Raw genomic sequence first — 22,344 nt, 5'->3', positions numbered from 1 at the left:
TGACGTGACGAGCACACGGTGGACGCCCGACCACGGACTCGACTACGCGCCGGTGCCCTACCGGCCCGCGCGGCTCCCGCTCGAGGAGTCGCTGCGCACGGCGGCCTGGCTCAGGGGCCGCATGGACGAGCGGCGCACCGTGCGGATGTTCTCGAAGGAGGCCGTGCCGGAACAGCTGGTGCTCGACGCCATCGCGGTCGCCTCGACCGCGCCCAGCGGAGCGCACCAGCAGCCGTGGACCTTCGTCGTGGTCAAGGACAAGGAGGTCCGCGCCCGCATCCGCGAGGCCGCCGAGGCCGAGGAGCGCGTCCCCTACCGGGGCAGGCCCGGCGAGCAGTGGCTGGCCGCCCTCCGTCCACTCGGGACGGACGACCACAAGTCGCACCTCACCGACGCCCCCTACCTCGTCGTCGTGTTCCAGCAGCGGTTCTACCTCGAACCCGACGGCAGCACGCGCAAGCACTACTACGTGGACGAGTCGGTCGGCATCGCGGTCGGGATGCTGTTGACCGCGCTGCACCTGTCCGGGCTGTCGGCGTTGACGCACGCGCCGTCGCCGACGCGGCTCCTCGCGGACGTGCTGGAGCGACCGCGCAACGAGAAGGCGTTCGCGGTGATCCCGGTGGGGTACCCGGCGGAGGACTGCGTGGTGCCCAACCTGGTCCGCAAGTCGATGGACCAGGTGGTCTTCACCGTCTAGCCGCCCAGCGGGACCGCGTACCGGAAGTGCTCGTCGAGCACCTCCGCCGTCGCCGCGAACGCTTGCGCCAGCCGTTCCCCCGGTGTGCCGGTGACCAGCCGCCACGGCACCCCGCGCTCGGCCAGCCCCGCGGTGAACAGCTCCGTCATCCAGTCCCGCAGCTCCTCCCCGTCGCGCCACCCGTCCTGTTCGAACGGCACCCCCACGTGGTCGGTCAGCAGGTACAGCGCGGGTTTCCGAGCCCCCGGCGCGATGTCCGCGTGCGGCGCCCCGAGGTACCGGTGTCCCCACACGGTCGCCGCCCAGGCGTCGTTGTCGCACACCAGCAACGGCCCGTCGACAGCCGCGTCCTCGTCCGCCTGCTGCCGCACGGCGACGTCCGTGAAGTCGCCGACCGTCCACACCAGACTGTCCAGTCGGGCGTCCGGATCGAACGCCCGCGCGGCCGCCAACTTCAGCTCGGTGTGCGTCCTCCCGTACTCCGGCACCCACGGCGTCCCCAGCCTCGCCGCCAAAGCGCGGGACAGCGTGGTCGTGCCGCTGCTCTCCGCGCCCACCACGACGATCCGCGCGGCGAGCCCGCGCCTGGTGGCCGTGGCGAGATGTCGCCAGTTGCCCTGCGGGTCCTCCCGGACGGCCGTGCCGGACACCGGGAACGCCGACCGGGCCGGGTCGACGGAGACGTGTTCGGCGCCCAGCCGCTTCGCCAGCTCGTCGCCGTAGGCCTCGCTGGAGAACACCGCGTCCACCGGCGCTCCGGACGGGTCGCCGTCGAGGATCGCGCGGCGGGTCAGGACCGATCGGGTCACGCCGATGTGGAGTTGCCAGATCGCGTCGTCCTCGAAGTCCATCGGGTGGTCGTCGAGGTCGCCGACGACCACCACGCCGGGGTCGGCCGAGTGCTCGGCGGCGAGCCAGGACACCCGGTCGGCCAACGGGATCGACTCCGCGCTGGAGCCGAGGACGGCGACGGTCGTGCGGTCGCTGCGCGCGGCGGCCGTGCGGATCAGGTGGTGGTGGCCCGCGTGCGGCGGGTAGAACTTGCCGAGCACGAGGGCGTGCCGGAACCGGGTCATGCCGCGACCAACTCCCCGCGCAGGTCCCTCGACCACGACCGCAGGCCGAGCACGCACAGCGCGATGAACCCGACGTAGAGGATCGCGGTCAGCCACAGGTCCTTGTAGGCGTAGAGCGGCACGTAGATGATGTCGGCGGCGATCCACAGCCACCACGACTCGACCTTCTTGCGCGTCTGCCCCCACGTCGCGAGCAATGACAGCACGGTGGTGAACGCGTCCGCCCACGGCACGGTCGAGTCGGTGTAGGCGGTCAGGATCCACACCAGCAGCCCGGTCAGCACGACCCCGGCGACGGCCAGCCACAGCCACTGCGCGGGTGTCGTGCGGCTGACCGGCAGGGGTGTGCGCCGGACGCCGCCGCGCAGCCACGACCACCAGCCGTAGAGCGCCAGCCCGAGGTAGACGACCTGGAGCCCGGAATCGGCGTAGAGGCCGCCGGTCGCGAACAGCGCCAGGAACGCCAGGTTGTTCAGGATGCCGATCGGCCAGTTCCACGCGTTCTGCCGGGCGACCAGCCACACGCACAGCGCGCCGGTGACGAACCCGATGACCTCGCCCCAGCTCGTGGGCGCGCCCGCGAACGTGACGGCGGTGGTGTTGAAGGGGATCAGGACCACGTCGAGCAGCGACACGGTGCTCCTCCGATTGACGTCTGTTCGAACAAGTGTTCGAATGGCGGCATGCGATGGGACGGGCAGAAGGACGGGGCGGCGCCTCAGCAGGCGCTACCGGGGTTGCCGGGGCTCGTGCGCAGCGTACGAACTCCGGAGTTCGCCGACGTGGTGTTCCACGAGGTGCACGCCAAGTCCGTGCTCAACAAGGTGCCCGGTTCGTCCCCGATGCCGTTCAAGTGGACGGTCAACCCCTATCGCGGCTGCTCCCACGGGTGCACCTACTGCCTGGCGGGCGACACGCCGATCCTGATGGCCGACGGCCGCGCCAAGCCGCTCGTCGACGTCGAGGTCGGCGACGAGGTGTGCGGGACGGAGCACGGCCGGTACGTCCGCACCCCGGTCCTCGCGCACTGGAGGACCGTGAAGCTCGCCTTCCGGGTCCTGCTGGAGGACGGCGCCGAGCTGGTCTCCAGCGCCGACCACCGGTTCCTCACCACCGACGGCTGGAAGCACGTCGCCGCGGGTCGCTGCGAACGTCCGCGGCTGGCTGTGGGCGACCGGCTGGTCGGCCTCGGCGGGTTCGCGGAGGGCCCGGCGGAGACGGCGGACTACCGCAACGGGTACCTGTGGGGCGTCGTGCGCGGTGGTCTCGCCACCGGACCGGAGGCGCTCGACCGCGCCGAGCGGTACGCGGTGGCCGACCGCGACCGCGTCGAGTGGCCGGTCGAGCCCCGCGACGACTGGACGAAGGGCTTCCTCTCGGGCGTGTTCGACGCGGCGGGCGAATGCGAGGACGGCGTCCTGCGCATCCGCACGGACCACCCGGTCGTGGACGCCGTCGTGCTCGGCCTCAAGCGCCTCGACTTCGACTGCACGGTCGAGGACGGCGTCACCAGCCTGCGCGGCGGCGCCGTCGAGGCCCTCCGCTTCTGCCACACCGTCGATCCCGCCCGCAGCAGCGCCCGCACGATCACCGGCGCCCCGGTGGACACCGCGATCGGCGTCGTCGGGATCCGGGCGCTCGGCGAGGACCGGCAGCTGTTCGACATCACCACCGGCACAGGCGACTTCGTCGCGAACGGCGTCGTCAGCCACAACTGCTTCGCCCGCGACAGCCACACCTACCTCGACCTCGACGCGGGCCACGACTTCGACAGCCAGGTCGTCGTGAAGGTCAACGCCGCCCAGGTCCTCACCCGGCAGCTCCGCTCCACGCGCTGGCAGCGCGAGCACGTGGCCCTGGGCACCAACACCGACCCGTACCAGCGCGCGGAGGGCCGCTACCGGCTCATGCCGGGCATCATCAAGGCGCTCGCCGAATCCGGCACCCCGTTCTCCATCCTCACCAAGGGCACCGTGCTGGCCCGTGACCTGCCCCTGCTCGCCGAAGCGGCCAAGTCCGTGCCGGTGGGCGTCGGCGTCTCCCTCGCCCTGCTCGACCGCGAACTCCAGCAGTCCCTCGAACCCGGCACCCCGAGCCCGCAGGCCCGCCTCGACCTCATCCGCCGGGTCCGCGACGCGGGCCTGCCGTGCGGCGTGTTCGTCGCCCCCGTGCTGCCCGCCCTGACGGACTCGAAGGAACACCTGGACGCCCTGCTCGGCCGGATCGCCGAGACCGGCGCCACCGGTGTCACCGCGCTGGCCCTGCACCTGCGCCCCGGCACCCGCGAGTGGTTCGCCCGCTGGCTGCTGCGCGAGCACCCGGACCTGCTGGACGGCTACCGCAACCTTTACGGCGGCGGCAGCTACGCCGACAAGCGCTACCGCACCTGGCTCGACGCCCACCTGAAGCCGCTGCTCCGCAAGCACGGCCTCGCGCCGAAGCCGAACCGCGAAGCGACCGGCGTCCCCGGCGACGGCGACGGCCGCTGGCCGGACGGCGCCCTGCCCGACGGCGTCCCGACGCAGCGGGGGATCGACCGGGACCAGCTGACGCTGCTCTAGAGCGTGGTCACGGCCGTCGCACTAGCCTGCGCACATGAAGGTCATCCTCTTCGGTGCCAGCGGCATGGTCGGCCAAGGCGTCCTGCGCGAATCACTGCTCGCCCCCGACGTGACCGAGGTCCTTTCGATCGTCCGCACCCCCACCGGCAGGCAGGACCCGAAGCTCACCGAACTGGTGCACCGCGACTTCGCCGACTTCTCCGGCGTCAAGGAACAGCTCACCGGCTACGACGCCTGCTTCTTCTGCCTGGGTGTCTCCTCCGTCGGCATGAAGGAGCCCGAGTACACCCGCGTCACCTACGACTTCACCCTCGCCGCCGCGCGCACGCTGGCCGAGGTGAACCCCGACTCCACGTTCGTCTACGTCTCCGGCATGGGCACCGACAGCACCGAGCAGGGCCGCTCCATGTGGGCGCGGGTCAAGGGCAAGACGGAGAACGACGTCATGGCGCTGCCGTTGCGCGGGTACGCGTTCCGCCCCGGCTACATCCAGGCGCTGCACGGCGTCACGCCGAAGGTGCCGTGGATGAAGGCGATCTACGCCGTGGTGTCCAAGGCGTACCCGCTGCTGCACAGGGTGCTGCCGAAGGCGACCACGACGACGGAGAACCTCGGCCTGGCGATGCTGGACGTGGCCCGCACCAGCCCGGCCAAGAAGATCCACTACAGCACGGACTTCAACGCCCGCTGACTCGTCGTCACGACCCCGAGGACACCCACGGCGACACCGCAGCCGACCACGATCCACCACCCGACGGCGCTGCCCGCGAACCCGCCGATCAGCGCGACGCCGAGCGCCGCCCCGACCTGCCTGCTGGTCGACGCGATGGCCGCGGCGACCCCGGCCTGCTCCTTGGGCATCCCGGACACGGCGGTGTTCGTGATCGGCGCGTTCACCACCCCGAACCCGATCCCGAACGCCGTGTACGCCACGATCAGCAGCGCGATCGGCGAGGTCGGGTCGACGCGGGTCAGCAGCACGCCGGCGACGGTCAGCCCGATCCCGGCGACCACCAGCGGCACCCGTGCGCCCCAGGTCCCGACGATCCGCCCGGAGATCGGCGCGAACACCGCCGTCATCGCGGCCATCGGCAGCGTGAGCAGCCCGGCGTGCAGCGCGGAGAACCCGCGCGTCTCCTGGAGGTAGATGCTGTTCAGGAACAGGAACCCGCCCAGCGAGGCGAACGCGCACACCGCGATCACCGTGGCACCCGAGAACGGCACGCTGCGGAAGAACCGCAGTTCCAGCAGCGGGTCTTCACGCCGGGGCTCGTAGCGCAGCAGTCCCGCCAACGACAGCGCCGCGACCAGGAAACTCCCGACGATCAGCGGCGACCCCCACCCGGCGCCGGGGCCCTCGATGATGCCGAACACCGTGCCCGCGAGGATCAGCACGACCAGCACCTGACCCAGGGGGTCGAGCCTGCGGGGGCGGTCGGCGCGGGACTCGGGGACGAACAGGGCCGTCAGCACGACGGCGAGCACGCCGACGGGCACGTTGAGCCAGAAGATCGACCGCCAGCCGATCGTCTGCACCAGCAGTCCGCCGACCAGGGGCCCGGCGGCCATGCTCAGGCCGACGACCCCGCCCCACACCCCGATCGCGCGAGCCCGTTCACGCTTCTCGGTGAACGTGTTGGTGATGATCGACATGGCGACCGGGTTCATCATCGACCCGCCCGCCGCCTGCACCATCCGGAACACGATCAGCAGCCCGACGTTCGGTGCGACGCTGCACAGCAGCGAGCCCGCGCTGAACAGCACCAGCCCCGCCTGGAACGTCCGCCGCCTGCCCAGTCGGTCCGCCATCGACCCGGACAGCACCAGCAGCGCCGCCAGCACGAGCGTGTACGCGTCGACCGTCCACTGGAGACCGGTCACGGACGCGCCGAGGTCCTGGCGGATCGACGGCAGGGCCAGGTTCACGATCGTCGCGTCGAGACCGACGATGAACAGGCTCATGCAGCAGATGGCGAGCACAAGCGTTTTGCGTACGGGCACGCACCCGACTATTCCATAGCATCGGCAAGCAGTTGGGTCGACGCGAGTTCGCGGTACAGCTCGTCGTCGTCCACGAGGGACCGGTGCGTGCCCCGTGCGCGCACGACCCCGTGCTCCAGCACCACGATCTGGTCCACTTCGGTCACGGTGGACAGCCGGTGTGCGATCAGGATCACGGTGCACCGCCGCGCGGCCTGCGTCACGGCGTCGCGCAGCGCCTGCTCGTTGCGGGCGTCGAGCTGGGCGGTGGCCTCGTCGAGCAGCAGCACCTGCGGTTTGCGCAGCAGGGCCCGCGCGATGGCCAGCCGCTGCCGCTCGCCACCCGACAGCGTCACGCCGCGCGGCCCGACCGGGGTGTCCAGGCCGTCGGCCAGCCCGTCGACGAGCTGGTCGAGGCAGGTCACCCGGAGCGCCTCGGCGATGTCGTCGGGACCGGCCTCGGGCGCGGCGTACAGCAGGTTGTCGCGGATCGTCCCGGCCATCGCGGGGGCGTCCTGCTCCACGTAGGCGATGCGGCGGCGCACTTCGGCGCGGGTCAGCGCGGAGACGTCCTGGCCGTCGAGGAGCACCGCGCCGCCGGACGGGTCGTAGAACCGCTGGAGCAGCGCGAACATCGTGGTCTTGCCCGCGCCGGACAGCCCCACCAGCGCGGTCTGCGTGCCGCCGGGGACGACGAACGAGACGCCCTTGAGCGCGGGGGTGCGGCCGGGGTAGGAGAAGTGCACGTCCCGCAGTTCGATCGCGGGCGGCGGCAGGCCGTCGGGCAGCGCGACGAGCGCGGCCACGTCGTCCTCGATCGGCATGTCCCGCACCTCCTCGATGCGGCCGACCGCGCCGAGGCCCTGCTGCATCTTGCTCGCGCCGCCGATCAGCGACGCGATCGGACCGGCCAGGAAGAACACGTAGAGCAGGAAGGCGATCAGCGCGGCCACGGACAGCTCCCCGGACGCGACCAGCATCCCGCCGAACCCGAGCACGGCCAGGAACGCGCCCTGGATGGACGCGCCGGACACGACGCTGACGATCGCCGCGTACCGCGCGCCGACCAGCCCGGCCCGGTACGCCTCGTCCACGGCGCCCTCGGCCAGCGCGGTCTCGCGGTCCTCCGCGCCGTTGGCCTTCACGGTCCGCGCCGCGCCCAGCGTGCGGTCGAGCGTGGCACCGATGGCGCCGACGGACTCCTGCGCCCGCGCCACGGCCTCCCGGATGCGGGGGAGCACGAGGGTCAGGACCGCGGCGACGGCGACCAGCACCAGCAGCGTGACGCCGAGCAGGCCCAGGTGCAGCGTGCCCATCAGCACGATCGCGCCGACCAGCGTCAGCGCCCCGTTGACCACCATGATCAGGCCTTCGGTGGCCGCGCTCTGGAGCAGCGTGCTGTCCGAGGTGACCCGCGCGATGAGGTCGCCCGGTGGCCGCCGGTCGAGTTCCGGCACGCGCAGCCGGATCAGCCGGAACACCAGGCCCTTGCGCACGTCCCGCACGACGCTCTCCGACGTGCGCTGCTGGAGCCACGACGTGCCGCCGGTCAGCGCCGCGCCCGCGAGCAGCAGGGCGGCGAGCGCGGCGATCGGCCCGGCGACGCTCGCGTCCGTGCCGAGCGCGGTCAGCACGTCCTGCGCCACCAGCGGTTGGGCGAGTCCGCACGCGCTGGCCAGCAGCGTCAGCGCGAGCGTGGACAGCAGCACCGGGCGGTGCGGTTTCGCGTACGACAGCAGTGTGCCGAGTGATCCGGGCATGGGGTCCTCACACCTTCTCGAGGTGGTCGGCGGCGCGGGAGGCGCCACCCGCCTCGCGGAACGAGTCGCCGACGGCCGCCGCGGCCCGGCGGTGGCCGTTGGCGTCGTCGAGCACGGTCGTGATGGCGTCGGCGAGGTGGGCGGAGGTGGCGCGGGAGAAGCGCACCCGCACGCCCGCGCCCGCGTCGACCACCTGCCCGGCGACGATGGGCTGGTCGTCGCGGATCGGCGCGACGACCAGGGGGACGCCGTGCCACAGGGATTCGCACACCGTGTTGTGGCCCGCGTGGCAGACCACGGCGTCGACGCGGGGGAGCAGGTCGAGCTGCGGGACGTGCCGCCGCACCAGGACGTTGTCCGGCACCTCGCTGAGCGAGGAGTCCGGGTCGACCAGCACCGCCCGGACGGGCAGGCGCGACAACGCCTGCGCGGCCTGGGCGAGGAACCGGTGGCCCGCCTCGGCGTTGGCGGTGCCGAGCGCGACCAGCACGGTCGGCGTCCCCTCGGCTATCCACTCCCACGGGAAGTCCGATGTAGACGGTCGTGGTTCGACGGAGGGGCCGACGAGCCACACGTCGTCGTGCGGCAGCTCGACGGGCCCGAGCAGTTCACGGGTGGTGAACGCCAGCACGCCGTGCGGCGAGAACCTCGGATCCGGGCCGGTCCGGCCGCCGCGCAACCCGTCGATGTGCTCGGCCAGCCACGCCTTCACCTTCGGCATCCCGGACAGGGGGTCCACCAGTTCGGCGGACGTCGTGGCGGAGGTGACCCACCGCAGGCCGAGTCCGTCGGCGACCAGGCCGCCCGCGACGGCCTGCTGGTCCGCGACCACGACGTCCGGCGCGAACTCCGCGACCGCCGCCCGCACGCCGGGGTCCATCGCGCGGGCCAGCGGCAGCAGGAAGTCCTGCCACAGGAAGCGGAACGCGGCGGGGCCGGTCAGGTCGGAGCCGCGCGCGACCAGCTCGGGCGACGCGCAGTCGAACACCCTGGCGTCGTCGCCGACCAGCTTGCGCACGACGTCGTGGTGTCCGGCCCACGCGACCACGTGGCCGCGCGCGACCAGTTCCGCGGCCACGCCGACCGTCGGGTTGACGTGCCCGACCAGCGGCGGGACCACGAACAGGAACCGGCTCACCCGACCCGCCCCAGCGCGTGGTCGCGCACCCAGCCGAGGATCGCGTCGCGGGTCTCGGCGGTGCGCTCGATCAGCACCGAGTGGCCCTGGTCGGGCAGCACGACCGTGCGGCACGACGACAGGGAGGACTCGAAGTACGGCACCTGCCGCGACAGCCCCGAATCGGCGCCGAAGATCGCCAGCACCGGGCACCTGATGGCGGACAGGTCGTCGGCGATGGTGTCGCTGACGGGGATGTCCTCCAGCATCGAGGTCGCCTGGAGCAGCCTGCCCGCGGCCCGTGACAGCCGGGCGGTGTGCTTGCCGTTGTTGACCGCGATCCAGTCGATCACCGCGTCCTGGGTGAGCTGCGACTTGGCCAGGTCGAGGCCTTCGGCCATCCGCGCGGTCCACGCCCGGACGGGCGGCTCGGCCTCGATCGCGATCACCGTGGCCACCCGGTCGGGGTGCGCCGCTGCGAGCCCGAAGGCGATGCTGCCGCCGAAGGAGTTGCCGACCAGGTGCACCGGCCGGGTGATGTCCATGGCGTCCAGCAGCGCGACCAGGTCGGCCACGAACCGCTCCAGCTGGTACCCGGTCGCGGGCCGGTCGGACTTGCCGTGGCCGCGCAGGTCGTACATGACGACGTCCACGCCAGCCGCGGCGAACGCGGGGCCGAGGGTGAAGTAGTAGCTCGCCAGGCTGTCGGTGAGCAGGCCGTGGATGAACACCACGACCGGCGCCTCGCCGTCGACCGGGATCGTCGGCGGCAGGCGCTGCACGTGGGTGTCGAGGTCGCCCGCGAGGATCTTCGTCATCCGCGGGCCGCTTCGCGCAGCGACACCACGACGTGGTCGACCAGCTGGCCGACGGTCATCGCGATGATCTCCTCCAGCTCGAAGCCCGCGATGAACTCGGCGAAGTTGACCTCGTCGCCGTAGCGGTCCTTGAGGTCCGCGGACAGCGCCACGAGGTCGATGCTCTCCAGTTCCAGGTCCTCGTGGAACTTCGTGTCCATGGTGATCCCGACGTCGTCCAGGCCGTACTCGTCGAGCAGGACGCGCAGCATCCCGGAGATCTCCGCCAGGACGGTGCCCTCGGTAACCGGCGCGGTGGTGTCGACGCTCATGTCGTTGTCTCCTGTTCGTCGTCGGCCGTCCAGGCCACGATGTACTCCCTCGCCGGCAGACCCGGCGGGTTGACGATCCGCGCGCACCGCACCTCGGAGGGCACTCCGAACGCCTCCACCGCGGCCGCCCTCGCCTTGGCCTCCGCGTCCGGATCGTCCGCAGGCTCGACGGCGATGCCGCACCGGCCGCGTCGTGCGATCCCGACGCCGAGTTCCCCGTGGGAGGCCACCGAGACGGTCAGCGGAGGGGCCTTCCGCCCGTGCACACCCACGATCCCGCTGTCCCGCAACAGGAGTTCGGCGGGGAACACCTCGCCCTCGCCGTGGTCCCACATCCAGCGGCGCACGGCGTCCTTCGCGGCGATCCGGCCCAGCAGCCACCGCCGCTTGCCGCGCGGCGACTCGGCGTCGTACTGCTCGCGCTCCGCGCTGCCCAGCTGGTTGCGCATGATCAGCTCGCGGGTCGCCAGGTCGGGCCACCGCTCGTGCACGCGGGTCCACCCGCCGTCCTCGACGGTGGACAGCGTGTTGCGTCCGGGGGCTCGGTCGTTGGCCCGGATGTTCGGGTCGCTGTCGAACCGGCGGTCCGTCCAGCCGTCGAACTCCGCCCACACCCGGCCGGCGCGCACCAGCTGCATGTCCGCCGTGAGGGCCGTGTCGGTCACGGACGTGATGCGCACCAGGCATTCCAGCCGCTCGCCCGCGGCGGGGTGTTCGCCGTGGAAGCGGATGCGCCCGATCGCCACCGGGAACACCGTCGTGCGGTCGGGCAGCGACGCCATGATCCAGTAGCCGAGGACCTGGCCCACGTTGTCCAGCAGGGCGCCGGGCGCGGCGGGCGTGACCAGCTCGGCCCGCACGTGCTCCGCGCCGATCGCGGTCAGCTCCTCGACCCCCTGGAACCGGGGGCCGTGGAACATCCAGCGCTCGTCGTACAGTTCGCGCGCGGTGAGGTCCGGCGTGCGCTCGTCGGTGAACTTCCAAGGCGAAGGCGCGCCGGCCGGGAACTCCGCCGCCAGTTCGACCACCGCGCGGGAGTAGCCGTCGAACGAGGCCAGCACCCGGTCGTCACCCGCGGGCACGACGCTGACCGGCACGTCCACCGACGGGATGGCGGTGATCCACTGGCTGAGCCGCACGTCGTGCACCGCGACGGCCCGACGTCCGGGAGCGGCCTGCTCGGCGAACGCCATCAGGTGGCCGATCACCGTCGTCGCGGGCACGACCGGCCAGCTGTCGACGTGGTCGGGCCAGCCGGGGCGCTGCTGGAAGAAGCAGTGGTCCAGCAGGTACGGCATGGTGTCGACCGACACCCGCAGCACGCTGTCGAGCCGGGTCGGCGCGGGCGCGGGCCTGCGGGCGGTGAGCAGTTCGGCGGCCACGTCCGCGGTGTCCCGCAGCAGCGACGACAACTCGGCCGCGAGCGGCGACCCGTCGACCAGACCGTCCAAAGCGGACGCCTGACCGGGCATCCGCAGCCTGGTGCGGGAGTCGAGCGAGATGAGCGCCCCGCCGAGGTCGAGCCGGACCGGCGTCCTGCGGCGGGGAGTCGTCGGCAGCAGCGCGCTGACGTCCGGCTCGGCGCCGTCGGCCCACAGCGCGGTCACGACCCGGCGCACCTGGTCGAGCCCGTCGCGGTGCGGCGAGTGCGTCGACACCACGAGGTTGTCCTTGCCCTGCAACGTGTCCGCGACCAGTGAGCCCACCTGGCCGACGCCGAGCTGCACGAACGCGCGGAACCCGGCGGCGTGCATGGCCTCGATCATCGGCCGGAACCGCACCGGCTCCAGCAGGTGCCGCACAAACAGGTCGCGCACGTCGTCCGGGGCGGTCGGGAACTCGGCAGCGGTCGTGGCCGACCACACCGGCACGCGCGCCGGGTTGATGTCGTAGGTCTCCGCCGCGCGCTGGATCGGCGCGAGGTACGGCTTGAGCATCGGCGTGTGGAAGCCGGACTGGAACGGCAGCACCTGGCTGATCACGCCGTCGGCCCGGAACCGCAGCACCAGCGCCCCGACCGCGTCCGACGGCCCGCAGATCATCGACTGGCTAGGCGCGTTGTCGTGGGACAGCACGACTTCGCTTTGGTTCGCCAGCGCCGCCCGCACCCGGTCCGCCGGGGCGCCGAGCACCGCGAACGCCAGGCCGGGCACGCGCAGCGCGTCCGGGTCGAACCGGTCGAGGAACGCGTCCACCTGGTGGCCCGCGTGGATCCCGCCCGCGGCCATCGCGGTCCACTCGCCGACGCTGTGGCCCGCGACCGCGTCCGGCCGCACGCCCAGCCGCCGCAGCACCGCGTCGAGCAGCCTGCCGAGCTGGAACACGCCCTTGCCGTGCCTGCCGACGTCGCCGACCGGAGCGTCGGACCTCCAGTCGAGGCCGAAGCGGCGGGCGAGCGCGTCCACGGACGGCGCGAACTCCGCCTCCAGGCCGGGGAAGATGAACGCGAGCTTGCCGCCGCCGTTGCCCAGCAGGGGTTTCGGGGCGAACCACACGTCGTTGCGGCCGCGCCAGCCCGCGCCCTTGGCCACGGCCTTGCGGGCAAGGGCGAGGCGTTTCGGGGTGGGGTCGACGATCCCGAGCCGGGTCGGGCCGGTGGCGGCCTCCCGCTCGTCGAGGCCGGTCGCCAGCACCGTCGCGTCGTCGGTGTCGAGCATCGCCGCCAGGTGCCCCGGCGAGGACGCGGACAGCCGCAGCACCCGCTCGGGTTCGCGCACGGACGCCGGGCCGGGCCTGCTGGTGGGCGCCTGCTCCAGCACGACGTGCGCGTTGATGCCGCCGAACCCGAACGCGTTCACGCCCGCCCGCCGCACCTCGCCGATCCACGGCCGGACCTCGGCGATCGGCTCGAACCGGGTCGCCGCCAGCGCGGGGTTCGGGTCGTCGCAGTGCAGGGTCGGGGGCAGGATCCCGTGGTGCACGGCCAAAGCCGCCTTCACGAGCGCCGCGACCCCGGCGGCGGGCATGGTGTGGCCGATCATCGACTTCACCGACCCGATCACCGGCCGGTCGGTCGCCGACGCGGGGCCGAACACCTCGGCGAGCGTGGCCAGTTCGGCCGTGTCGCCCGCGGGGGTGGCGGTGCCGTGGGCTTCCAGCAGCCCGATGGACCCCGGCAGCGCCGGATCGGTGCCCGCCGCGAGCCACGCCTGCCGGATCGCGCGCACCTGGCCGCCGGTGTCCGGGTTGACCAGGCTGGCCGTGCGGCCGTCGCTGGCCACCCCGGTCCCGGTGATCACCGCGTAGACCCGGTCGCCGTCGCGTTCGGCGTCGGCCAGCCGCTTGAGCACGACCACGCCGGTGCCCTCGCCGATCAGCACGCCGTCGGCACCGCGGTGGAACGGCCGGATCCGCTGGCTCGGTGACAGGGCGCCGAGCTGGGTGAACACGCTCCACAGCGTGATGTCGTGGCAGTGGTGCACCCCGCCCGCGAGCATCACGTCGCAGCGCCGGTCGGCCAGCTCCCGCACCGCGTGGTCGACCGCGACCAGCGAGGACGCGCAGGCCGCGTCCACGGTGTAGGCGGGGCCGCGCAGGTCGAGCCGGTTCGCCACGCGCGACGCGGCCAGGTTCGGCACCAGCCCGATCGCGGACTCGGGGGAGTCGGGGCCGAGCTGGTCGCTGAACGCCTGCCGCACCTGCTCCAGCTTCTCGTCGCCCAGTTCCGGCATCAGCTGCCCCAGCGTGCGGACGAGCTGCCGCGCGGTCCGCACCCGCTGGTCCAGCCTGGCCAGCGCGGGCGTGAGGTAGCCGCCCCTGCCCAGGATCACGCCGACCCGCTCGCGGTCGGGCGGGAGCCACGTGTCGCCGCCCGCGTCGGCGATGGCCGCCGCGGCGACGTGCAGGGCGATCAGCTGGTCGGGTTCGGTGCCCGCCACGGAGTTCGGCATGATCCCGAAGCTCATGACGTCGACCTCCGCCAGCGGGTCGACGAAACCCCCGCGGCGGCAGTAGACGCGGTCGGCCCGGCGTTCCAGGTCCGGCTCGTAGTAGTCGGCGTCCCACCGCTCGGCGGGGACGTCGGTGATGGCGTCCACGCCGGTGGTGATGTTGCGCCAGTAGGTGTCCAGGTCCGGCGCTCCCGGCATGAGCACCGACATGCCGACGATGGCGACAGGGGTGGTCATCGTCGTGGTCACCAGCCCGACGCGGTGTAGACCACCGAGTCGACCCCGTCCGGGCCCCAGGCGAGTTCGCGCAGCAGGGACAGCGCGCCCTCCTCCGGGTCGATCAGCTTGATGCCGCGCTTGGCGTAGGACCGCATCAGCTCCGGCGTCACCATGCCGTTGTTGGTGCCGGTCGGCGCCCACGGTCCCCAGTGGACGGTCAGGCCGCGGAAGTCCACCCCGCGCCCCAACGATTCCAGCGCGTCGTTCGCGGCGGCGTAGTCGGCCTGGCCGCGGTTGCCCAGCGCGGCGGCGATGCTGCCGAAGAACACCGCGAACCGCGGCCCGTCGGACATCCCCTCCACCGCGTCCAGCAGCGTCTTCGCGCCGTCGACCTTGGTCCCGTACACCCGGCCGAACGACTCCGCGGACTTCTCCGCGATCAGCTTGTCCTCGATGACACCGGCCGCGTAGACGAGGCCGTCCAGCCTGCCGTGCTCGGTGTGGACCTCCTTGACCGCGCGGTGCACCGCCTCCACGTCGCGCATGTCCACGGAGTGGTAGCGGACCCGGCTGCCCAGCCCGGTGAGCCGCGCGATGGTGTCGCGGACCTCGCGCACGGCCTCGACCCGGCCGATCTCGCGCTCGATCTCGGCCGGCGACCGCAGGCCGCTCGCGATCAGCGCGGCTCGCAGCGCCGCGGGGTCGGCCGCGGCCGCGATGGCGGCGGGCTCCTCCTCCGTCGGCAGCGCGGTGCGGCCGAACAGCTCCAGCGTGCACCGGCTCGCGCCCGCCAGGGTGGCGGCGAACCGGGCGGTGATGCCCTTGGCACCGCCCACCAGCAGCACGACCGAGTCGCGGTCCAGTCCGATCGCCGCCGCCTCGGCCGCGCCGTCGCCCGCCGGTCCCGCGCCGGAACTGCCCAGCGGCCCGAGGTCGGTCTCCACCATCCGCAGTCCGACCCGGCCCGCGTCGGTGATCCGCACGACCGGCTCGCCGTCGGTGGCGCCGAGTTCGGCGAGCAGGGTGTCGACGGACGGGTTCTCCAGCACCTTCACCGCGATGTCCGGGTACTCCCTGGCCGCGCTGCGGGTGAACCCGCGCAGTCCCTCGCCCGCACCGGCCGCGATCAGCCAGCGGGGCGCGTTGGCCAGCAGGGACCGGAACAGCGGGAACGCGTCGGGCAGTTCGGTGGCGCGGTCGAGGTGGAACACGCCGTCGACCACCGCGGCGACGTCGCGGGTCACCTCCGCGCCCAGGTCCACCAGCCCGGCCACCAGGTCCTCGCCGTCGCCGACGACGAGGAAGCGCTTGCCCGCCAACGACTCCGGCGCCGTGGCGGCGGGAAGGGCGAACTCGGTCATCACGAGCCGGTGCGGTGCGATCACGACCGCCTCCGCGCTCTCGACCGGTGCGATGGCCACCGTGGCAGCGGGCGCGCCGCCGCCGAGCAGCGCGGTGATGGCGGCGGCCGTGCGGGCCTGCGACAGCTGTTCGAGGTCGGCGGTGACGCCCAGTCGCAGGAGCAGTTCACCGGCGATCTCGGTGCGCTTGATGGAGTCGACGCTGAGGTCGGCCTCCAGGTCGAGGTCCGGTTCGATCATGTCCGTCGGGTAGCCGGTGCGCTCGGCGATGATGTCCAGCACGGTCCGCAGCACGTTCGGCGGCGGTACCGCGATGGCGATCACGGGGGTACCCGCTCCGAGCAGCGCGGCGATGGCGGCCGCGGTGCGGGCCTGCGACAGGGTCTCCAGGTCCGCGGTGACGCCCAGCCTGGCGGCCAGCTCGCCCGCGATCTCGGTGCGCTTGATGGAGTCGACGCTGAGGTCGGCCTCCAGGTCCAGGTCCGCCTCGATCATGTCGATCGGGTAGCCGGTCCGCTCCGCGATGATCTCCAGCACCGTCTGCATGACGTTCGGCGCCGCGACCACCTCGATCGTCGCCTGCTCGATCACGACCGGCTGCACGACCACCTGCTGGAGCACGGGCTGCGGTGACGCGACCCGCTGGACCGGCACGCGCTCTCCGGTGCCGAGGTAGTTGAGCAGCACGTCGCGCTGCGCGGCGATCATCTCCCGGCTGCCGCGCAGGAACTCCGCGATCAGCGCCTCGTCGGAACCGCCGCCGCCTTGCACAGCCATGGGGATCTCCTGAACGCGTTCGGCGGGGCGCAGCGCGCCCGAGGGGATGGCGCCCGCGGCGGTGCGGACCAGGTGGCCGTCGACCGTCCAGCCCGCGGCACGGGTCTTGCGGGGCACGCTCGCGTCCGCGGAGTCGCGGCCGCGGTGCAGCCACGACGTGCTGGGGTCGACACCCGACACGGCGAGCTGGGCCAGCGCGGTGAGGAAGCCGCGCACGCCGTGCTGCCCGTACGACTCCAGCCCGACCGTCCGGTGTGGACGATCACCGAGGATCGCGGACACCAGGCCGGACAGCACCGAACCCGGTCCCGCCTCGACGAACACACGGGCACCGTGGGCGTACATGGCCTCGACCTGCTCGGCGAACCGCACCGGCGAACCCAGCTGCGCGGCCAGCTCCGCGGGGATGTCGTCCCCGTACTCGGCGGCGGTCCGGTTCGACCACACCGGGATCTCCGGCGCCCGCACGTCGCCCAGCGCGGCGGCGAACGCCGCACCCGCCGAGGCGACCAGCGGGCTGTGGAACGCGCACGCGACCCTGATCCGCTTCGCGCGGAACCCGGCCGCCTCCAACGCCACGACGGCGGCTTCCACGTCCCCGGTGGGGCCGGAGATCACGGTCTGCACGGGTGAGTTGTGGTTCGCGACCACGACGGACTCGGGCAGCAGTTCCGCGAAGGCCGCTGCGGGCGCGGTCACGGCGGCCATGGCGCCGGGGTCGTCGCCGGTCGCCGCGAGGATCGCCTCGGCGCGCGCCGCGCTCAGCGCGGGCAGGGACTCCGCGGGCAGCGCGCCCGCCGCGGCCAGCGCGACGAGTTCGCCGTAGCTGTGGCCCGCCACCATGTCCGGGTGCACACCGGCCGCGGCGAACAGGTCGAACGCGGCCAGCCCGACGATCCCCAGCACGGGCTGGGCGACCCTGGTGTCGGTGATACCGGCCTGCTGCGCGGCCCGCTCGGCGGCGTCGAACGCGGTCGGCGGGTGCAGCACGTCGGCCCACTTGGCGCCGACCTGGACGTGCCGCTGGAGTTCGGGGAACGCCACGAACAGCTCGGCGAACATGCCGGGCCGCTGGCTGCCCTGGCCTGGGAACAGGAACGCGACCTCACCCGCCACGCCGGTGGCCCGGAAGATCCCGTCGGCGGGCTTGTCCTCGCCCGCGACCGCCCGGCGCAGCTTGGCCGCCAGATCGTCCACATCGGACGCCACGACCGCGATCCGCACCTCGCCGCGGGTGAGGTCCGCGCGCTTGGCGGCGCTCAACGCGTAGTCGCGCAGCCGCCAACCACCCGCCTCGACCAGTTCCAGCAGCTGCTCGGCGGCCCGCACGGCGCCTTCTCCGCGGAAGGTGAACAGCTCGGCGGGCCACTCGTCCAGCCCGTGCGCGGGTGGCGGCGCGCCGTCGTACCCGCGCAGCACCACGTGGAAGTTCGTGCCGCCGAACCCGAACGCGCTCACCCCGGCGACCCGGTCGGCGGGTTCGGCCGCCCACGGCCGCGGGCCGTCGTGGAAGGTGAACGGGCTGGTGTCGGCGACCCACGCGGAGTTCGGCCTGCTCACGTGCAGCGTCGGCGGCTGGACCCCGGTGTGGAGCGCCAGCGAGGCCTTGATCAGCCCGGCGAGCCCGGCGGCGCACTTGGTGTGGCCGATCTGCGACTTCACCGACCCGACGGCGCAACTCGCCGGGGCGGCACCGGCTTCGACGAACACGTCGGTCAGCGTGCCGAGTTCGGTGCGGTCGCCGACGACCGTCCCGGTGCCGTGCGCCTCCACCAGTCCTACCTCGGCGGGGGAGATGCCCGCGTTGCGGTAGGCGCGTTCCAGCGCGTTGCGCTGCCCTTCCGGGCGCGGTGCGGTGAGGCCGAGCGACCGGCCGTCGCTGGCGCTGCCGACTCCCTTGATCACGGCGTAGACCCGGTCGCCGTCGCGTTCGGCGTCGGCCAGCCGCTTGAGCACCACGCACGCCACGCCCTCGCCCAGCGCGATGCCGTCGGCGGAGCTGTCGAACGTGGCGCAGCGGCCGGTCGGCGACAGCGCGTGCACCGAGGAGAAGAGCAGGTAGTCGTTGATGCCGTTGTGCAGGTCCGCGCCGCCGCACAGCACGACGTCGCTGGTCCCGCCGGTGAGTTCCTTGCACGCCACGTCGACCGCCGTCAGCGACGACGCGCAGGCCGCGTCCACGGTGTAGTTGGCGCCGCCCAGGTCGAGCCGGTTGGCGATGCGGCCCGCGATGACGTTGGCGAGCACACCGGGGAACGAGTCCTCGGTCAGCGTCGGCAACTGGTCGCGCAGACCCGCAGGCACGTCCCCGAAGTAGCTCGGCAGCACCGTGCGCAGCGTCATCGCGTTGGACAGGTCGCTGCCCGCCTCCGCGCCGAACACCACCGACGTGCGGGACCGGTCGAACGGCCGCTCGGCGTACCCGGCGTCGGCCAGCGCTCGCGAGGCCGCCTCCAGAGCCAGCAGTTGCACCGGTTCGATGCTCGCCAGCGAGGTGGGCGGGATGCCGTACCCGAGCGGGTCGAACGGGATCTGCGGCAGGAAACCGCCCCAGCGCGAGGGAGTCCGGTCACCGTCGCCGTCGGGCGCGTAGTACACGGCCGGGTCCCAGCGGACGGCGGGCACCTCGGTCACCGCGTCCACCCCGGACAGGACGTTCGCCCAGAACGCGGGCAGGTCGGGCGCCTGCGGGAACATGCAGGCCATGCCGATGACAGCGATGTCGAGGGGCGCGACCACCGGAGCGGTCGACTCCGCGGGCGCCAGGCCGAGTCCCACCGCCCGCTCGGCGGCGAACGACGCGGCCCCCGTGGTGACGCTCGCGTGCAGCGCGGCGATGGTCGTGACCTCCGACCGCAGCACGGCGACGTCACCGGCCATGAACATGCCCTCGCCGAGCTGACGGCCTTCGTCCACTTCGGACAGCACGTCGCCGATCCGCTCGATGCCCTTGCTGGCCACCCGCAGCCTGCCGACGTTGAGCCGCTCCAGCTGCTCCCACGCCTCGCGGTCGGGCACCTCGCGGTCGCGCAGCCCCTGCTTCACCGCCGCGTACTCGTCGGTGAACGGGCTGGTGACGCAGCGGGTCGCGTGACCGGGCGCGGTCTCCAGCAGCGCGGTGCTCTCCGCCGCCACGACCTGGCGCTGGAACAGCGGCTGCACCGCGCCCGCCCGCACGGCTTCCTCGGTGAACAGGTAGGCGGTGCCCATCAGCACGCCGATCGCGCCGCCGCGGTCGGTCAGCGGGGTCGCGAGCGCGGCGACCATCGCGGCCGAGCGCTCGTCGTGGATCCCGCCCGCGAACAGGACGTGCACGTCGTCCGCCGGGAAACCCGAGTCCGCCCATTCGGCGAGCACGGCCAGCTGCGCCTCCCACAGCGGGAAGCTGTTGCGCGGCCCCACGTGGCCGCCGCACTCGGCGCCCTCGAACACGAACCGGCGCGCACCGGCCGCGAGGAACTGCCGCAGCAGCCCCGGCGAGGGCACATGCAGGAACGTGGTGATGCCGACCGCGTCGAGCGCCGCGGCCTGCGCCGGGCGGCCGCCCGCGATGATCGCGTGCGTCGGCCTCAGCTCGCGGATCACGTCGAGCTGCGCGGACTTCACGTCCTCGGCGGCGAAGCCGAGGACCCCGACGCCCCAGGGGGAGTCGCCGAGCCGCTCGCGCGTCGTGGTGAGGACCTCGCGGGTCTGCGGGCCGGTGGACAGCGCCAGCGCGATGAACGGCAGCCCGCCGCCCAGGGCGACGGCCTCGGCGAACGCGGGCTGGTCGCTGACCCTGGTCATGGGGCCCTGCGCGATGGGCAGCGAGGTGCCCATCGCGCGGGCGCCGGGGGAGTCCGGCCCGAGGGCGTCGACGGCGGGACCGGTGAGCGCGTGCGTCACGGCGTCGCGCACACCTCGGACGGCGGCGCCGACGGTGCCCCAGCGGTCGCGGAAGACGGCGGCGAGGAAGCCGTCCTGGCCCACGGGCGGGAAACGGGCGTCCAGCGGTCCGGTGAGCGCTTCGAGGTCGGGTGCCACGGCGGCGCCGAGCCCCTTGCGGAGCAGCACGCGGTGTCCGTGCACGACGGTCGTCTCCGAACCGTCCATCGCGGCGATCGCGCCGGCCACGTCGGCGGGCAGCTCGGACTCGGCGAGCAGCGCGAGCTGGACGTCCAGCACGACTCCCGCCGCGCCGCCCGCCACCGCCGCGGCCGCGGTGTTCGGCCCGATCCCGCCCGCGGCCCACACGGGCGCGTCCAGGTCGGCCAGGAGTTGTTGCAGGAGAACGAACGTGGCCAGGTCGCCGACGCGTCCGCCGCTCTCGTGACCCCGCGCGATCACGCCGTGCGCGCCGCCCAGGACGGCCTCGTGGGCCTGCCCGCGGTCGGTCACCTCGACCAGCACCCGCACGTCGGGGAAGTCCTCCGGCCGCGCGGTCGCGCCGACGGCGAGGACCACCGTGGACACCTGCTCGGGGAGGTCCGCGGCGGTCAGCGCGCAGCCCGCGGTGATCCGCACGCCGAAGGCGCCGTTCGTCCACCGGGCCGTGCGGTCCAGCGCCGATCGCGCCGCCCGACCGCCCGTTCCCAGGTCCAGCACACCGAGCGCTCCCGCTCGCGCCGCGGCCGCCGTCATTCTCGGGGAGGTCGTGGAGAACGGGTTCAGTGCGATCACCAGATCGTTCGTGCCGCTCTTGTGGAACAACCCGCGCATTCGCACTCCAGTAAAACTAGAAAGAGTGACAGGGACTACTCGGAGTTAAGCGGTCACGCTCGGTCAGGTCAATGCGTTGGCGGGCTGAAAACTTGCAAGCTCGCTCACATGTTAATTCCACACCCGTAACATCACCGATAGCGATGGCTGTCCTGAGCTGCTATTTTGCTCTTGATTCACCTGGTGGAAGCACTGTCGTCATATTACTCCACGAGCACGCCGAATACCCCCTGGACGCTATGTCCAAGGGGTGTTTCGTGGTACGGCGGATCAGCCGGTAATGGCGTTCAGCGGGCCGAAGTAGCCGAGCTGGTGACCCTTTTTGTTCGGGTGGAACGACTCGTTGAGCTTGAAGATTTCCAGTGCCGTCAGGTACCAGTCCGAGGTGCAGATCTCGTGACCGTTGAACGTCGTTCGCGCGTCGAGGAACGTGAAGCCCGCCGCCGAGGCCTGCGCGGCCGTGACGGTCGCGAGGACGTCCGCGGACGCGTTGATCGCCGCCTGCTTCGGGGCGCTCAACTGGCCGAAGCAGGTGCCGCCCGGCTTGTAGATGCGCGGGTAGCCGATGACGACGACCTTGGCCGACGGGGCGTTCGCCCGGATGGCCGCGTAGGTCTTCTGCAACGCGGGCGCGACCGTCGTGCGGACGATCTCGCTGGCGGCCTGGGTGCGGGTGACGCAGTCGGAGTCGGAGCCGAACGTGCAGCCGACGAGGACGTCGACGAAGCCCGCGTCGTTGCCGCCGACCTGGACGGTGACCAGCGAGGTGTCCGGGGTGACCAGCGGGAGTTGCGCGCCGAGCACGTCGGCGGTCTCGGCGCCGGAGCAGGACGCCTCGGTGAACGCCACGGACGGGTGCGCGGCGGCCCAGAGGCGGGGGTAGGCGTACGGGCCGCGACGGCAGGGGTCGTCGGGGTTGTCGTAGCCGTAGGTGCCCACGCCGACCGCGTAGGAGTCGCCGAGGGCGACGTACTTGGTGATCGCGCGGGGCGCGGCGGCGGCGGAGTAGGTGCCCGCCAGCAGGGACAGGGCTGCCAGCAGGGGTATGGCGATGGTGCGGAACGCTCGCATGTGGT

General features: G+C 72.9%; 13 protein-coding genes. 3 read left to right on the top strand and 10 right to left on the bottom strand.

The genetic code is table 11. The features are described from left to right. Positions 1-4 precede the first annotated feature (4 nt). A complete protein-coding gene (locus tag RM788_RS13515) occupies positions 5-700 on the top strand; it encodes a nitroreductase family protein (RefSeq protein WP_315931985.1) in 696 nt (231 codons plus the stop codon). On the opposite strand, the gene RM788_RS13510 is transcribed toward RM788_RS13515, so the two are convergent. Next, entirely contained in the window at positions 697-1,776 is a 1,080-nt protein-coding gene (locus RM788_RS13510) for an AAA family ATPase (RefSeq protein ID WP_315931984.1), read from the bottom strand. The genes RM788_RS13515 and RM788_RS13510 overlap by 4 nt on opposite strands. Further along, on the bottom strand, positions 1,773-2,411 hold the full coding sequence (gene pnuC, locus RM788_RS13505) for a nicotinamide riboside transporter PnuC (protein ID WP_315931983.1): 639 nt from the start codon (positions 2,409-2,411) through the stop codon (positions 1,773-1,775). The genes RM788_RS13510 and pnuC overlap by 4 nt, the downstream gene beginning before the upstream one ends. Positions 2,412-2,459: 48 nt before the next feature. Here pnuC and RM788_RS13500 point away from each other — a divergent pair, with 48 nt between their 5' ends. Continuing rightward, positions 2,460-4,337, top strand: coding sequence for an intein-containing Rv2578c family radical SAM protein (locus RM788_RS13500; protein ID WP_315931982.1), 1,878 nt, complete (start codon positions 2,460-2,462; stop codon positions 4,335-4,337). 34 nt (positions 4,338-4,371) lie between these two features. Then, positions 4,372-5,028: an NAD(P)H-binding protein gene (locus RM788_RS13495; protein WP_315931981.1), complete on the top strand. Its 657-nt coding sequence runs from the start codon at positions 4,372-4,374 to the stop codon at positions 5,026-5,028. Here RM788_RS13495 and RM788_RS13490 read toward each other — a convergent pair. The 8 genes from RM788_RS13490 to RM788_RS13455 form a co-directional block, all read right to left on the bottom strand. Then, positions 5,001-6,317, bottom strand: a complete 1,317-nt coding sequence (locus RM788_RS13490; protein WP_315934628.1) for an MFS transporter — start codon at positions 6,315-6,317, stop codon at positions 5,001-5,003. The two genes, RM788_RS13495 and RM788_RS13490, sit on opposite strands and share 28 nt — an antisense overlap. 29 nt (positions 6,318-6,346) lie before the next feature. After that, positions 6,347-8,077 (bottom strand): ABC transporter ATP-binding protein, encoded by a 1,731-nt coding sequence (locus RM788_RS13485; protein WP_315931980.1) that lies wholly within the window; start codon positions 8,075-8,077, stop codon positions 6,347-6,349. Between the two features lie 7 nt (positions 8,078-8,084). Further along, complete coding sequence (locus RM788_RS13480; protein WP_315931979.1) at positions 8,085-9,215, bottom strand: glycosyltransferase; 1,131 nt, start codon at positions 9,213-9,215, stop codon at positions 8,085-8,087. Further along, positions 9,212-10,012, bottom strand: coding sequence for an alpha/beta fold hydrolase (locus RM788_RS13475; RefSeq protein WP_315931978.1), 801 nt, complete (start codon positions 10,010-10,012; stop codon positions 9,212-9,214). Before RM788_RS13475 ends, RM788_RS13480 begins: the two co-directional genes overlap by 4 nt. Next, positions 10,009-10,323, bottom strand: coding sequence for an acyl carrier protein (locus RM788_RS13470; RefSeq protein WP_315931977.1), 315 nt, complete (start codon positions 10,321-10,323; stop codon positions 10,009-10,011). Before RM788_RS13470 ends, RM788_RS13475 begins: the two co-directional genes overlap by 4 nt. After that, positions 10,320-14,450, bottom strand: coding sequence for a beta-ketoacyl synthase N-terminal-like domain-containing protein (locus tag RM788_RS13465; RefSeq protein WP_315931976.1), 4,131 nt, complete (start codon positions 14,448-14,450; stop codon positions 10,320-10,322). Before RM788_RS13465 ends, RM788_RS13470 begins: the two co-directional genes overlap by 4 nt. Positions 14,451-14,458: 8 nt before the next feature. Then, a complete protein-coding gene (locus RM788_RS13460; RefSeq protein WP_315931975.1) occupies positions 14,459-21,268 on the bottom strand; it encodes an SDR family NAD(P)-dependent oxidoreductase in 6,810 nt (2,269 codons plus the stop codon). A gap of 270 nt (positions 21,269-21,538) precedes the next feature. Next, positions 21,539-22,339 carry an SGNH/GDSL hydrolase family protein gene (locus RM788_RS13455; RefSeq protein ID WP_315931974.1) on the bottom strand — a complete coding sequence of 267 codons (801 nt, stop codon included), beginning with the start codon at positions 22,337-22,339 and terminating at the stop codon, positions 21,539-21,541. Positions 22,340-22,344 lie beyond the last annotated feature (5 nt).

It is taken from the genome of Umezawaea sp. Da 62-37 (assembly GCF_032460545.1).
Lineage (GTDB): Bacteria > Actinomycetota > Actinomycetes > Mycobacteriales > Pseudonocardiaceae > Umezawaea.
This window is presented reverse-complemented; position numbering and strand designations above follow the sequence as displayed.

What these genes read in the sequence shown, in the direction of transcription:
- RM788_RS13510 (WP_315931984.1), bottom strand. Translation starts at nt 1,776, where the DNA reads ATGACCCGGTTCCGGCACGCCCTCGTGCTCGGCAAGTTCTACCCGCCG.
- RM788_RS13500 (WP_315931982.1), top strand. Translation starts at nt 2,460, where the DNA reads ATGCGATGGGACGGGCAGAAGGACGGGGCGGCGCCTCAGCAGGCGCTA.
- RM788_RS13495 (WP_315931981.1), top strand. Translation starts at nt 4,372, where the DNA reads ATGAAGGTCATCCTCTTCGGTGCCAGCGGCATGGTCGGCCAAGGCGTC.
- RM788_RS13485 (WP_315931980.1), bottom strand. Translation starts at nt 8,077, where the DNA reads ATGCCCGGATCACTCGGCACACTGCTGTCGTACGCGAAACCGCACCGC.
- RM788_RS13475 (WP_315931978.1), bottom strand. Translation starts at nt 10,012, where the DNA reads ATGACGAAGATCCTCGCGGGCGACCTCGACACCCACGTGCAGCGCCTG.
- RM788_RS13470 (WP_315931977.1), bottom strand. Translation starts at nt 10,323, where the DNA reads ATGAGCGTCGACACCACCGCGCCGGTTACCGAGGGCACCGTCCTGGCG.
- RM788_RS13465 (WP_315931976.1), bottom strand. Translation starts at nt 14,450, where the DNA reads ATGACCACCCCTGTCGCCATCGTCGGCATGTCGGTGCTCATGCCGGGA.
- RM788_RS13460 (WP_315931975.1), bottom strand. Translation starts at nt 21,268, where the DNA reads ATGCGCGGGTTGTTCCACAAGAGCGGCACGAACGATCTGGTGATCGCA.
- RM788_RS13455 (WP_315931974.1), bottom strand. Translation starts at nt 22,339, where the DNA reads ATGCGAGCGTTCCGCACCATCGCCATACCCCTGCTGGCAGCCCTGTCC.